Origin of the sequence: Mycolicibacterium rhodesiae, assembly GCF_002086695.1 — a bacterium.
In the GTDB taxonomy this organism is placed as follows: Bacteria; Actinomycetota; Actinomycetes; order Mycobacteriales; family Mycobacteriaceae; genus Mycobacterium; species Mycobacterium rhodesiae.
In genome coordinates this window covers 11,926-24,687 of record NZ_MVIH01000008.1, presented here as the reverse complement: position 1 = coordinate 24,687, position 12,762 = coordinate 11,926, and the positions used below count along the sequence as shown (strand labels likewise).

11 protein-coding genes are annotated in these 12,762 nt (G+C 67.8%); 6 read left to right on the top strand and 5 right to left on the bottom strand.

Features of this window, described 5'->3' with window-relative positions:
* Positions 1–232: 232 nt before the first annotated feature.
* The 4 genes from BST42_RS17265 to BST42_RS17250 are packed head-to-tail and all read right to left on the bottom strand — an operon-like array spanning position 233 to position 6,692.
* Positions 233–1,132: an ROK family protein gene (locus BST42_RS17265; protein WP_083120554.1), complete on the bottom strand. Its 900-nt coding sequence runs from the start codon at positions 1,130–1,132 to the stop codon at positions 233–235.
* Complete coding sequence (locus BST42_RS17260; RefSeq protein WP_083120741.1) at positions 1,132–1,737, bottom strand: DUF7158 domain-containing protein; 606 nt, start codon at positions 1,735–1,737, stop codon at positions 1,132–1,134. The genes BST42_RS17265 and BST42_RS17260 overlap by 1 nt, the downstream gene beginning before the upstream one ends.
* Positions 1,734–5,897 (bottom strand): glycoside hydrolase family 38 N-terminal domain-containing protein, encoded by a 4,164-nt coding sequence (locus BST42_RS17255; protein ID WP_083120553.1) that lies wholly within the window; start codon positions 5,895–5,897, stop codon positions 1,734–1,736. The genes BST42_RS17260 and BST42_RS17255 overlap by 4 nt, the downstream gene beginning before the upstream one ends.
* Before the next feature lie 27 nt (positions 5,898–5,924).
* Positions 5,925–6,692 carry an endonuclease/exonuclease/phosphatase family protein gene (locus BST42_RS17250; RefSeq protein ID WP_083120552.1) on the bottom strand — a complete coding sequence of 256 codons (768 nt, stop codon included), beginning with the start codon at positions 6,690–6,692 and terminating at the stop codon, positions 5,925–5,927.
* A 15-nt stretch (positions 6,693–6,707) separates the two neighbouring features.
* Between BST42_RS17250 and BST42_RS17245 the strand changes: the two genes are divergently transcribed.
* The gene (locus BST42_RS17245; protein ID WP_083120551.1) at positions 6,708–7,259 is read left to right on the top strand and encodes a nucleotidyltransferase family protein; all 552 of its coding nucleotides are present in this window, start codon (positions 6,708–6,710) and stop codon (positions 7,257–7,259) included.
* On the opposite strand, the gene BST42_RS17240 is transcribed toward BST42_RS17245, so the two are convergent.
* Positions 7,249–8,202 carry a helix-turn-helix transcriptional regulator gene (locus BST42_RS17240; RefSeq protein ID WP_083120550.1) on the bottom strand — a complete coding sequence of 318 codons (954 nt, stop codon included), beginning with the start codon at positions 8,200–8,202 and terminating at the stop codon, positions 7,249–7,251. The genes BST42_RS17245 and BST42_RS17240 overlap by 11 nt on opposite strands.
* Positions 8,203–8,263: 61 nt before the next feature.
* On the opposite strand from BST42_RS17240, the gene BST42_RS17235 reads away from it, so the two are divergent.
* From BST42_RS17235 to BST42_RS17215, 5 genes are all read left to right on the top strand, one after another.
* Positions 8,264–8,773: a DinB family protein gene (locus BST42_RS17235; RefSeq protein ID WP_083120549.1), complete on the top strand. Its 510-nt coding sequence runs from the start codon at positions 8,264–8,266 to the stop codon at positions 8,771–8,773.
* 14 nt (positions 8,774–8,787) lie between these two features.
* The gene (locus BST42_RS17230; protein ID WP_083120548.1) at positions 8,788–9,384 is read left to right on the top strand and encodes a DinB family protein; all 597 of its coding nucleotides are present in this window, start codon (positions 8,788–8,790) and stop codon (positions 9,382–9,384) included.
* Positions 9,385–9,465: 81 nt separating this feature from the next.
* A complete protein-coding gene (locus BST42_RS17225) occupies positions 9,466–10,812 on the top strand; it encodes an ABC1 kinase family protein (RefSeq protein WP_083120547.1) in 1,347 nt (448 codons plus the stop codon).
* Positions 10,812–11,720, top strand: coding sequence for an alpha/beta fold hydrolase (locus BST42_RS17220; RefSeq protein WP_083120546.1), 909 nt, complete (start codon positions 10,812–10,814; stop codon positions 11,718–11,720). Before BST42_RS17225 ends, BST42_RS17220 begins: the two co-directional genes overlap by 1 nt.
* Before the next feature lie 138 nt (positions 11,721–11,858).
* The gene (locus BST42_RS17215) at positions 11,859–12,743 is read left to right on the top strand and encodes a cyclopropane mycolic acid synthase family methyltransferase (RefSeq protein ID WP_083120545.1); all 885 of its coding nucleotides are present in this window, start codon (positions 11,859–11,861) and stop codon (positions 12,741–12,743) included.
* The last annotated feature ends 19 nt before the right edge of the window (positions 12,744–12,762 follow it).

Below are 12,762 nucleotides of genomic sequence, written 5' to 3'. Positions count from 1 at the left end.
GATGGTTGGGACGTCCACCAACCGACGAACGAGAAGGGCACAAGAATCACAAACGCCCCGACACAGGACTGGTCGGGGCGCACAGATAAATACTGTTACCTCGTCCTCCTGCGTGGGCCGCCCGGGAATCCGGGACCTTCAACCGATTGCTCGGTGACCGACGGTCTTCGGTGGAACTGAGCAAGGATAGCGTGCGCTCGCCGGATCAGCCAAAACGCCCGCCTGCGGCTGGTCAGCCCCGCAGCAGCGCGGCCGCGCCGACCAGGCCCGCCTCCCCGCCCAGTGCGGCGGGAACCACCTGTAGCCCGGACAGGAACTCCAACCCGGCGAACGTGCGCAACTCTTCGTGCAGCGGATCGAACAGAACCGACCCGGCCTTGGCCACTCCACCACCGAGAACGACGAGGTCCAGGTCGCAAACGGCGCCCACCGAGGCGATCATCGCGGCAATGGCGCGGGCGCCACGGCGAAATGCCGCCAGGGCCACCTCGTTTCCGGACGCCGCGGCGTCGGCCAGTTCCTTGGCGTCGGCACCATCCCAGCCCTGCGACCGGGCCCACTGCGCCAGATGCGGTCCGCTGGCGATCGCTTCCACGCAACCGCGGCCGCCGCAGGTGCACGGTGGTCCGTCGGTGTCGACGACGACGTGGCCGACGTGACCGGCGTTGCCGGTGCGCCCGTGATACGGCGCGCCGTCGAGGATCAGTCCGCCGCCGATCCCGGTGGACACCACCATGCCGAGCAGGAACGCCGCGCCTTGGCCGGCACCGCGCCAGTGCTCACCCAGCGCCATGCACAGCCCGTCGCCGCCGAGCCGGACCGGCACCCCTGGGACTGCCGCGACCACACGTTCGACGACCGGAAAGTCACGCCAAGCTGGGATGTTGATGGGGCTGATGGTTCCGTCGGGCAGGTGAATCGGGCCTGCGGAGGAGATGCCGACACCGGCGACCGGGCCGTCGGCCTCGGCGAGCGCGTCGGCGATGGCGCGAGCGGCCGCCGCCCACACCTGATCGGGATCGTCGGAGTGCGGGGTGGGCTGCCGGGCCTCGTACCGCAGGCTGCCGTCGGCGTCGACAAGGCCGGCGGCGATCTTCGTGCCGCCGATGTCGACTGCGAGCGTCGTGACCATCAGTGTTTATGGGTGTTGTCGGGCTGGCGCGGGTCGCCGGGGTGTTCGTAGCCGGGGGCCAGCCACACCAGATCGGCGTGCCGCTGGCCGAGCCACATCCGGAAGTGGCGCCGCCGGGCTGCACCGAGCAGCAGCGCCGCGATCAGCGGGCGCACGTCGGTCAGCTCGGGCTCACTGGCCACCCGCCAACCCCCGGTGCCGGCGAAGCGCAAGAACCGCCGCGGATTTCGGGCGTGAAAGTCCGTCACCGCGGCGTCGTCGACCTCGACGCCGTCGGTGATGTGCGCGAAGACCGCCCGGGCGATGGGTGTCGCCAGGACCGCGGCGGCGACGCTGCCGATCTCCAGTCTTGCGGTGGAGTCGGGCAGCAGGTCGTCCTCGTCGGGCGTCGAGTCGGTCACGCTCACCCCCAGCGCTTCGGCTTCGCGGGCCACCAGCTTCTCGGCGACCAGCAGTTGGGTGAGCCAGCGCCGCAGCTGGCGTCCTTCACTCGTGTGCGGCCGGGGCAGCGCCACGACTTGGGGTGTGGCGCGCAGTGCGGCTTCTCGGTCGTCGACCTCACCGACCTCGACATCCACCCCGGCGACGGTGGCGGCCAGGCTCATCGGACCGTCACCGCCACCGTCGGTGTGTAGAGCAATCGGCCCGCGCACCCGATGCGGACCACCGCCCACCACTGCCCGGGTGGCGTCCACGGCGGCGGTGCGATGTCGAAGGCGACCTCGACCTCGGACCTCGCCGCGACGACGGCGCCCCGCGCCGCGGGCCCGATCCACTCCCAGGTCCCCCACGGGCTGATCAGGTGGGCTTCCAGCGACAGGTCGGTGTGCGCGGCGCTGCGCACGGTGACGGCGAGGCGGGCCCGCTCCCCCGCGGCGACGACGATGTCGGATGGTTCGCCGACCAGGTGCACCAGCGTGCCGGGGAGACCGACCGAGACCACGCAGACGTCTTCGACGGGTTGTTGCCACGCCGCGGGCACGTCCCCGGACACGGTGAGCTGTGCGCGAATGGGGTAGTCGCCGGGCTGCGCATCCCGCGGTGCGGTCACGGCGATCTCGGCTTCCCGGTGATGCCCGGTGGTCAGTTCGAAGGGCAGTACGTCGGGTTCGACGCTCCAGCCGCGCGGCCAGCGCAGCCGCACCTGCCCGGCCAGGGTGGCGTCGCTGCAGTCGCTGGCGGCGGTCAGCCGCAGCCGCACGTGCTGACCGGCCTCGACGGTGACGGCTTCGGGGTGCAGATGCGCGACGGCAGGCAGGCCGCCCAGTGGGGCCGGGCCGCGGTTGTGCAGCCAGTAGCGGGCGTACAACGGCTGCGCGTTCTCGGTGTCGGGTGCCAGCGCGGCATTGTCGGCGTCCAGCACGGCGTGGACGTCCAGGCGGGCCAGCAGGGTCGCGATCTGGTAGCCGTGCACCCGCAGCGGTGCCGTCTCGGAGCTACGGGGGGCTTCCAACAGGTCGGCCGGCACCACCGCCGAGACTGCACCCACCCCGGATGAGAGCGCGACTTCGACTGTCGTACCCCGAGTTTCGACCAGCCGGATGGTGACGTCCTCGGGGTCGACGGCCGCGGAACTTCCGGTGGCGGTCGGATTGCCCCCGATCTTGAGCGCGGCAAGGTGGACCGCGCCGGCCGGTTCGACGCGCAGCAGTGAGCCGTCGGCGGCGAGCATCTCCACCCCGTCATCGGCCACCACACACACCAGCGGATGCGCGAACTCGGCACTGCGAGAGGGCATCTCGCAGGAACGCCAATCCCCTGCGCCGGATACCAGTGCGAAGTCGAAGGTGTGCGTCCAATGCTGCAGCTGGAAGTTGGACCCATCAGGGGCGGTGCGCCGCGGCGGGTCGATCCACACCCCGGAGGGCCAGCCGGTGCACGACCGCATCAGCGAACTGTGCAGCGTCTGGTCGGGCTCGACGGCGAAACCCGGCACGCCGCGGTTGAGCAGGGCGACGGTGCGCGACTCGAACTCACCGAGGCCGGACGGCGCGTCCTGACTGACGTCGATCTGGGCGTCGCCGAGGTCGTCGACGACGGCGGCGACGGCGCCCTCTCCGGCGACGATGAGCACCGGTAACGCGAGCACGCCGCGCAGGTCGGCATCGGGCTGCCATACCGCCGTCAGCGGCTCAGTCGCCGGGACCCACACCCGCTCCTGTCCGGATTGCGAAAGCTGTTGGCGCAGTTCGGCGATGTAGGCGGGATCCGCGGCGGCGAGCACGGCGGCGGTAAATGCGTTGTCCTCGGGGCCGCCCAGCGCGATCCGGGCGTCCGGCAGGTTGGAGTCGACGTCGAGGTGCCCGTAGCGCGGGTGTCCGGCAGCACTGCAGGTAGCCGTCACCCCGGCGCGCACCAGGGCGACCATCAGCTCCCGAGCCTCGGAGGTGCCCTCGGTGGGCACGACCACCTCGGCCACTGACACGGCCCGCACGTCAGAGCCGACCTGTATGCAGGCCGCCGACGACAAGCCGAACCAGCCTTGCGCCGGATTATCCAGTGTCCATGGGTGTTTGGCGGAGTCGACAGCGCGATCCTCCCCGGTCGCGTGGTCGTGCAGCAGCCCGAACCCGCGTCCGATCACGGCGTCACCGACCTCGCTGACCGGCAACGCACCGGGCACCGGACAGGGCCAGCGCAGCCGCACCAGCCGGTCGGCTCCGGTGAACTCGTCGATGGTGGTGCTGGTGTCCACCCGGTCGATGTCGTGCCAGAGGGTCAGCACCTGGGTGTAGCGCAGCAGCTCGCCGATCCGGCCGGTCACGACGAGCCGCTCACCGAGTGGGCTGCGATAGGCCTGCACCGAATCCGCAACGGCTGCAGACGAACACGTCACCACGCCGGTCGGCAGCAGATGCCACGGCCCCTCCCCCGCCTGTGGGTGCGCCGGATACTCCTCGTAGACGGCCAGTTCGTTGCCGACGCGTCCCTGCGCGATCAGGTCACGGCCGGTCGACACCTCCACCAGCGACACCACGGCGCCCCCGCGAGCCGGGTCGACCCGCAACCGGTGGTGGGCGTTGGCGATCTCGACTCCGTCGACGGCGCTCCACCCGGTCGGCTCGTGGGTGGCCACCAACCGATAGCTGCGCCAGCCGAGGGAATCGACGGCGTCGGCCCGAAAGCTCACCAGGTGGCCGTCGTCGGAGACCACGGCGGGGTGCGACACCCCCGCGGAGTCCACCACCACAACTCCGGTATCGACCGGCGTCGTCAGCCGGGCCGTCACGATATCGGTTCGCTTGTGCGCCAATGGATTCCACACGACCATCGAGCCGGACTCGGGCGCGACGGCACGCGACAACAGTTCCAGCGCCGCCGATCTTGCGGTCGAGCCGAGTTCCCACGCGTCGCGCCAGCTTGTCAGCAGGTCGAGGTACACCTGGTCGGATTCCGAGCCGGTGATGCCGTCATGGTGGGCTCCGTAGGCCAGTTGCACCCAGGCCTTGGCCAGGGCGGCTTCCGGATAACGGGCACCGGAGAGCAGCGCCGCGAACACCGCGAACCGCTCGGCGCCCAGCACCGCATCCTCGGCGGCGCGGTTGGCCTGCTTGGTGTCGATGTACGACACGTCCTTGCCGGTGTAGATCGGGTTCATGTCCCGGGTCTGCGGTGACGGCGTCACCCCGCGCTGCACAGTCTCCGCGCGCACGGCGGCGAAGAATTCCGACGGCAGGGCGCACACGAACCGCGGCCAGGTGTAGCGGGCGTTCCAGTCGCGGTGGATCTCGGTGACCCACGCATTGGGCGGGGTGTAGTCGGTGCCGACCGGCAGCAGCACATTGCGGGTCAGCGCCACCGATTTCAGTTCGGCGAACAGGTGATAGGTGGCGTTCTCGGCGTCGGCGAGCGTCGCCGCGGAGTCCATCCACCAGCCGGCCGAGTAGTGCGCAGGCATGTAATGCGTCAGCAGCCCGAGTCCCGACGGCGCGATCCACTCGAACTCACTCGGGAACTGCATGCGCCGGGGGTCGCCGTCGGCCGCCATCGGCCCCCACTGGTGGTGCGGTCCGCGCGCCCACGAACTGGAGGTCAAGCCGGCGTCGGCGGCCATGCCGGGGAATTGCGGATCGTGCCCGAACACGTCGAGCTGCCAGGCGGTCGCGGGGTCGGCACCCAGCACATCGCGCTGGTATCCGGCGCCGTGCACGAAGTTTCGGATTGCGGTCTCCGCGCCGACCAGGTTGGTGTTCGGCTCGTTGTAGGTCCCGCCCATCACCTCCACCCGCGCGTCGGCGATGAACCGGCGCAAATCGGCACGGTCTTCCGGGTGGGTGTCGAAATAGGGCTTGAGATAGTCGACTTCGGCGAGCACGAACTTGTAATCCGAGTCGCGACGGGCCATTTCGAGGTGGGCGGCGACCAAGGCGAATCCGTTGTTCTGCCGGGCTCGTCCCGGCGGATTCTCGGTCCACACGCTGGTGTAGGCGGCCTGGGTGTTCCACCACACCGGGTCGTAGTGGAAGTGGCTGACCATGTACATGGTCCAGCCAGGTTCGGCGACGGTGAGCTGAAACGGGAATTCGGCATCCTCGCCGACCGCGCGGGCGTTGCGAAGTTCGCCGGGCTCCGGCCGCTCGATCCGGACCGGAACCTCCGCCACCCCGTCACCGCGCGGCACCGCAACATCGTCCGAGCGCACGCCGTCGCCGAATATCCGCACGGTGCCGGCGTCGGCCTCGCTGTAGCCGACGCGAACCAACTGAAGCGGCGCATCGGGCGGTCCGACGAAGAGTTCCGTCGACTCCGCGGAGGTTATCCGCACGCCAGCAATCTACGGCCCCGCTAACGGTCAGCGGAGCGACACGTCGATCACGAGCGGGCGATGGTCCGAGATGGGCAGTACGGGCGTGCCCGCCTCGGTGGCCACCAGACCGTCGTGGTCGGTGAGGATGTGGTCGAGCTGACGGTCCGGGCAGTGCAACGGAAACGTCGGCGCGCTGGCCAGCGAACGCAGACCGGTCTGCCGGCTCGGTGAGGCCCCCGCCATGTTGAGGTCCCCCATCAGCACCCGCGGACCCGGCAGGCCCTTCAGATCACGAGTGAGCCGACGCAGCTGGACGCGGTTCCATCCCGGCACGAACGACAGATGCGTGTTGGCAACGGTCATCACCCCGAGCGGGGTGTCCAGCTGAGCGAGCATCGCCGCTCGCGGCTCCTCGTGAACGATCTGCACCCGGTTGGGGCCGGGCAGATACATCGGGAAGCGAGCCGGAATCCGGGGCAGCCGCAGCACTTGCCAGGAGATCGCCGGATAGCGCGACAACAGCGCGATGCCGTAGCCCGCCGTCCCCGGTTGCTCGCTGCCGGTGGCGGCCATCCAGGTCGCGCCCGGCGTGCCGGAGATCGCGGCGACGAATCGGTGCGCGACGGCGCCCATCGCCGCGGCCGCGATCGCCGTGAGGTCGGCGAGCGACGAGCGCGGCTGATCGATGTCGACTTCCTGCAGGGCCAACACATCGGGGTTCAGCCGGTGAATGCACTCGGACAACCGCTCCAGATTGACCTGCCCGTCATCCAAGCTGCGGCCGTGCAAGATGTTGAAGGTGGCCATCCGCATGGGTACCAGGTACCCGTGCAGGCCCGAAACGAAGACCTTCGATCGGCATTGCGTCGCGCAGCGGCCGCGATGAAGGCCGACGGTCCGGACTTCGCGCTGGCAGGCAGCTATGCGCTCTGGGCCTACGGCGGCCCGGAACCAGTGCACGACGTCGACTTCGTGGTCGCCGAATCCGAGGTCGAAGTCGCGGCGAAGAGTCTCGCCGGCGCAGGCTTCACGATCGACCGCCCACCGGAGGATTGGTTGTTCAAGGCGAGTGTCGACGGCGACTTCGTCATCGATGTCCTGCACCGTCTCAACGGGGTCCCGGTCGATGCGGCGACGCTCGAGGCCGCGGTCTCTCTTGACGTCCTGGCGGTCCCGATGCGGGTGCTTCCCCCTACCTATGTGATCACCGAGAAACTGTGTTCCCTGAATGAGCACCACTGCGATTTCGCGTCGCTGCTGCCTGCCGTGCGAGCGGTGCGTGAACTCATCGACTGGGACAGCGTGCGAACCGATACCGCGGACAACGATTTCGCCGTCGCTTTCCTGATGCTCACCGAACGGCTCGGTATCACCGCCTGACGGCCGCGGCAAGCAACGCCGACATCGCTCGCGCTCCGTCGGCGACCTCGTCGGGTTCGAGGATGTCGAACGCGATACCGGGCATCGCCAGATACAGCACCAACGCCGCGGGGTTGTCGGCACCGGTGACGACGATGCAGGTGCTGGGACCGTCGTCCTCGATGGTTACCGTCGTCGGCGAGAAGTGCTGTTCCATAACGCTTTTCGCGGCCTGGTAGCGCACCCTGGCGACGTGACGGTAGGGCGAGGTGGTGATGGCGCGGCGGACGTAGGTGGCGGCGTCGGGTGCTTCCCGCGCGCTGAACGTACTTCCCGTCGCGTGAACCTGGGCCATCCGATCCAGCCGCAGGCTGCGCCAATCGTCGCGGTCGCGGTCATAGGCCAGCAGGTACCACCGCCGTCCGGTGGTCACCAGCTGGTAGGGCTCGAGGCGCCGGGTGGTCGGAGCGCCGGCCCGGTCGACGTAGTCGACGCCGACGTGTTCAGAGTCCCGACAGGCCCGCGCCAGCGTCATCAGCACCTCGGGATCCACTGGCGACTCGGCCTGGGGGGTCAGCGTGACGGTCGCATCGTGCACGGCGGCGACCTGCGAACGCAGCCGGCTTGGCATCACCTGGTCGAGCTTGGTCAACGCCCGCAGCGCCGCCTCGCCCACACCGGCCACGCTGCCACCGGCTGCCAACCGCAGGCAGACGGCCATGGCGACGGCCTCATCGGAATCCAGCAGCAGCGGAGGCAGCGCGGCCCCCGCACCGAGTTGGTAGCCACCGCCGTGGCCGGTACTGGCGTGGACGGGATAACCGAGGTCACGTAACCGCTCGACGTCGCGGCGGACACTGCGGGCGGTCACCCCGAGCCGCTCGGCCAGTTCCGCACCGGACCACACCCGGCGCGATTGCAACAGGCCAAGGAGCTGCAGCACCCGGCTCGTCGTCGCAGACATGGCTCCAGTCTGGCGCAATTTGCGGACAGAAACTGTCCGCAAAGCATGAAAGCCTGCAGATATGACGTGGACTGACCAACTGGCCGACCAGCTCGACTGGCACTTCAGCAATGCGCTGCGGCCCCGTCTGGAGGGGCTGACCGACGACGAGTACTTCTGGGAACCGGTCGCCGACTGCTGGACGGTGCACGCAGACGGCGCCATTGACTTCGCCTACCCACCGCCACAGCCGGAGCCGGTCACCACGATCGCGTGGCGGTTGGCGCACGTCATCGTCGGCGTTCTCGCGATGCGCAATCACTCGCACTTCGGCGGCCCGGCCGCCGACTATCAGAGCTGGCCCTACGCCACCGACGCCGACACCGCGCTGGCCCAACTCGACGACTCCTACGCACGCTGGATCACCGGCGTGCGGGGGTTGTCCGATGACCATCTCACCCGTCCGTGCGGGCCGGCTGAAGGCCCGTACGCCGAGTACGCGCTATCCGAACTGATCTTGCACATCAATCGCGAGGTCATCCATCACGGCGCTGAAATCGCTTGCCTCCGAGATCTTTACGCTCACAGATGAGAAAGAGGACCGCCATGCCCACCCTCGCCCCACCCGTCCGCGATGAACGTCACGCGCTGCGCGAGTTCCTCGCCTACCACCAGAGCGCGTTCGTCGCGGTCGCGTACGGCCTCACCGACGAGCAGGCCCGATCGACGCCCACCGTCAGCTCGCTGTCGCTCGGCGGGCTGATCAAACACGTGACCGGGGTGCAGCAGTCCTGGATGCAGCGGGTGGCGGCGGCTCCGGGCGAACCGCGCGCCGATGACCGTCCGTTCGAGGAACGCGCGCAGGAATACCAGGACCAATACCTGATGCGGCCCGATGAGACGCTGGCTCAGCTCATCGAGGCGATGACAGTCCAGAATGCCGAGTCGCTGCGGCTGGTCGAAACCGCCGATCTGGACGCCGCGGTGCCGGTGCCGCGCGACGCACCGTGGTTCCCGGATGACGTCGCGGCCTGGTCGGTGCGGTGGGTATTCGGGCACCTCATCGGCGAGCTGGCCCGGCACGCCGGCCACGCCGACATCATCCGCGAATCCATCGATGGCGCAACGATGTACGAGCTCGTCGCGGCGGCAGAAGGCATGGCACCCCAGCCGTGGCTGACCCCGTGGGCGCCCAAAACGTGAGTTGACCCACTGTTGTGACCGGCATCGCTGCGGCGCTACACAGTTGGTGGTAGGGATGGCAGATTTGGCAGACTGGCAAGAATGAATTCGACCAAACACCGCGAAGTAGCCAAGCTCGATCGCGTTCCGTTGCCGGTCGAGGCTGCCCGCATCGGCACAACCGGGTGGCAGCTCACCCGCACCGGCGCACGCGTGCTCACCAAACTGCCCGGACGTGGCCGCTGGCAGGACAAGGTCATCAAGCAGATCCCGCAGACCTTCTCCGACCTCGGACCCACCTACGTGAAGTTCGGTCAGATCATCGCGTCCAGCCCCGGTGCCTTCGGTGAGAATCTGAGCCGGGAGTTCCGCGGCCTGCTGGATTCGGTACCGCCCGCGGACACCGCCGAGGTGCACAAGCTGCTACAGCAGGAGCTCGGCGGTGACCCGGCGAAACTCTTCGCGAAGTTCGACGAGCAGCCATTCGCCTCGGCCTCGATCGCCCAGGTGCATTTCGCGACGCTGCACACCGGCGAGGAGGTCGTGGTCAAGATCCAGCGGCCCGGTATACGCCGGCGGGTGGCCGCCGACCTGCAGATCCTGAAGCGCTTCGCCCAGCTCGTCGAGTTGGCCAAGCTGGGCCGGCGCTTGTCGGCGCAGGACGTGGTGGCCGACTTCTCCGACAACCTCGCCGAAGAGCTCGACTTCCGCATCGAGGCGCAGTCGATGGAGGCGTGGGTCTCGGGCCTGCACGGCTCCCCGCTGGGCCGCAACATCCGGGTTCCGCAGGTGCACTGGGAATTCACCAGCGAGCGGGTGCTGACCATGGAACGCGTGCACGGCGTGCGTATCGATGACGTCAAGGAGATCCGCAAGAAGGGGTTCGACGGCACCGACCTGGTCAAGGCGCTGCTGTTCTCCACGTTCGAGGGCGGCCTTCGCCACGGCCTGTTCCACGGTGACCTGCACGCCGGCAACCTGCTGGTCGACGACGACGGCCGGATCGTGTTCCTGGATTTCGGGATCATGGGTCGTATCGATCCCCGGACCCGCTGGCTGCTGCGCGAGCTCGTCTACGCACTGCTGGTCAAGAAGGACCATGCCGCCGCGGGCAAGATCGTGGTGCTGCTGGGTGCGGTGGGCACCACCAAGCCTGAGAAGGAGGCCGCCAAGGATCTAGAAGAGTTCGCGGCCCCTCTCACGCTGAAGACGCTCGGCGACATGTCCTACGCCGAGATCGGCAAGCAGCTCTCCACGCTGGCCGACGCCTATGACGTCAAGCTGCCGCGCGAGTTGGTGCTGATCGGCAAGCAGTTCCTGTATGTCGAGCGGTACATGAAACTGCTGGCACCCAAGTGGCAGATGATGAACGATCCGCAGTTCGGCGGATACTTCGCCAACTTCATGGTCGAGGTCAGCCGCGAGCACCAGAGTGACGTCGAGGTCTGATGGAAATCCGCACCGGCACGGCCAAAGTCGCCGACGACATCGAGCTGTACTACGAGGAGATGGGCAACACCGGCGACCCGGCAGTGTTGCTGATCATGGGACTCGGCGCTCAGCTTCTGTTGTGGCGCAACGGTTTCTGCGAGAAGCTGGTCGACCAGGGCTATCGGGTGATCCGCTACGACAACCGCGATGTCGGGCTGTCCACCAAGCTGCACGGTCAACGGGCCGGCGGCGGGCTGGTGCCCAAGCTGGCGAAGTCCTATGTCGGGCGGCCCAGTTCGTCGGTGTACACGCTGGAGGATATGGCCGATGACGCCGCGGCGTTGCTCGATCACCTCGGGGTCGAGCAGGCTCACGTCGTCGGCGCCTCGATGGGCGGGATGATCGCGCAGATCTTCGCGGCACGGTACAGCCGGCGGACGAAAGCGTTGGGAATCATCTTCTCGTCCAACAACTCTGCGTTCCTTCCTCCCCCTGCGCCTCGGTCGCTGCTGTCGTTGATCACCGGCCCGCCACCGAATGCGCCGCGCGACGTGATCGTCGAAAACGTGGTTCGGGTCGGCAAGATTTTGGGCAGCCCCGGCTATCCGGTTCCCGACGAGCAGGCACGCGCCAATGCCATCGAGGCCTACGACCGGTCGCACTATCCGCAAGGGATCGCGCGGCATTTCGCCGCGATACTCGGCAGCGGCAGCCTGAAGCGTTACGACCGCCAGATCAGCGCACCCACCGTCGTCATCCACGGCCGCGCCGACAAGCTGATGCGTCCGTCGGGCGGCCGTTCGATCGCGTCGGCGATCCCCAACGCACGCCTGGTGCTTTTCGACGGCATGGCGCATGACCTGCCCGAAGCCCTCTGGGACGACATCGCAGGCGAGCTCAAAACCACATTTGCCGAGGTCAGCTAGGTAATGACGGTTATCTTTCGGAATCGTCTGCTCCCAGCCTGACCGGCTAGCATCGGTGTGCACAGCGGTGATCGCCCGTCCCTACGGGGGGGATTTGTGGTTGCTGCCTAAAGCATTCAATGCGAAAGGCACACCGACATGGCCAAACGGCTGAAACCTCACTTTGAAGACGTACAGGCGCACTACGACCTGTCCGATGATTTCTTCCGGCTCTTCCTCGACCCCACGCAGACGTACAGCTGCGCATATTTCGAGAAGGACGACTACACCCTCGAGCAGGCGCAGATCGCGAAGATCGACCTGGCCCTGGGCAAGCTCGGCCTGCAGCCGGGGATGACGTTGCTGGACGTTGGTTGTGGTTGGGGCGCAACGATGTTGCGGGCGCTGGAGAAGCACGACGTCAACGTCATCGGACTGACTCTGTCGAAGAACCAGCGCGATCATGTCGAGCAGCTTTTCGCCGAGTCCGGCAGCCCGCGGGACAAGCGCATCGAGCTCATGGGCTGGGAGGAGTTCGACGAGCCCGTCGACCGGATCGTGTCGATCGGCGCCTTCGAGCATTTCGGGTTCGATCGTTACGACGACTTCTTCGCGATGGCGTATCGGGTGCTGCCCCCCGACGGGGTGATGCTGTTGCACACCATCACCTCGTTCACCGTGGATCAGATGGCCGAGAAGAAGATCCCGTTGACGTTCGAGCTGGCGCGCTTCGCGAAGTTCATGATGACCGAGATCTTCCCGGGCGGGCGGCTGCCGTCTGTCGAAAAGGTCGAGGAGTATTCGGCCAGGGCAGGCTTCACCCTCACCCGGGTGCAGTCGCTACAGCCGCACTATGCGCGCACCCTCGATTGCTGGTCGGCCGCTTTGGAAGCCAACCGCGACAAGGCCATCGAGGTGCAATCCGAGGAGGTCTACGAGCGCTACATGAAGTACCTCACCGGCTGCGCCCGCGGATTCCGGGTAGGGTACATCGACGTTGACCAGTTCACGCTTGAGAAGCAGGCGAAAGAAACGCCCGGTTAGGGCGCTGTTTGGCCGCCGC

Excerpts from the sequence above, each read along its gene's own strand:
- BST42_RS17225 (WP_083120547.1), top strand. The coding sequence starts at position 9,466 with ATGAATTCGACCAAACACCGCGAAGTAGCCAAGCTCGATCGCGTTCCG.
- BST42_RS17230 (WP_083120548.1), top strand. The coding sequence starts at position 8,788 with ATGCCCACCCTCGCCCCACCCGTCCGCGATGAACGTCACGCGCTGCGC.
- BST42_RS17260 (WP_083120741.1), bottom strand. The coding sequence starts at position 1,737 with ATGAGCCTGGCCGCCACCGTCGCCGGGGTGGATGTCGAGGTCGGTGAG.
- BST42_RS17235 (WP_083120549.1), top strand. The coding sequence starts at position 8,264 with ATGACGTGGACTGACCAACTGGCCGACCAGCTCGACTGGCACTTCAGC.
- BST42_RS17250 (WP_083120552.1), bottom strand. The coding sequence starts at position 6,692 with ATGCGGATGGCCACCTTCAACATCTTGCACGGCCGCAGCTTGGATGAC.
- BST42_RS17265 (WP_083120554.1), bottom strand. The coding sequence starts at position 1,132 with ATGGTCACGACGCTCGCAGTCGACATCGGCGGCACGAAGATCGCCGCC.
- BST42_RS17220 (WP_083120546.1), top strand. The coding sequence starts at position 10,812 with ATGGAAATCCGCACCGGCACGGCCAAAGTCGCCGACGACATCGAGCTG.
- BST42_RS17215 (WP_083120545.1), top strand. The coding sequence starts at position 11,859 with ATGGCCAAACGGCTGAAACCTCACTTTGAAGACGTACAGGCGCACTAC.
- BST42_RS17240 (WP_083120550.1), bottom strand. The coding sequence starts at position 8,202 with ATGTCTGCGACGACGAGCCGGGTGCTGCAGCTCCTTGGCCTGTTGCAA.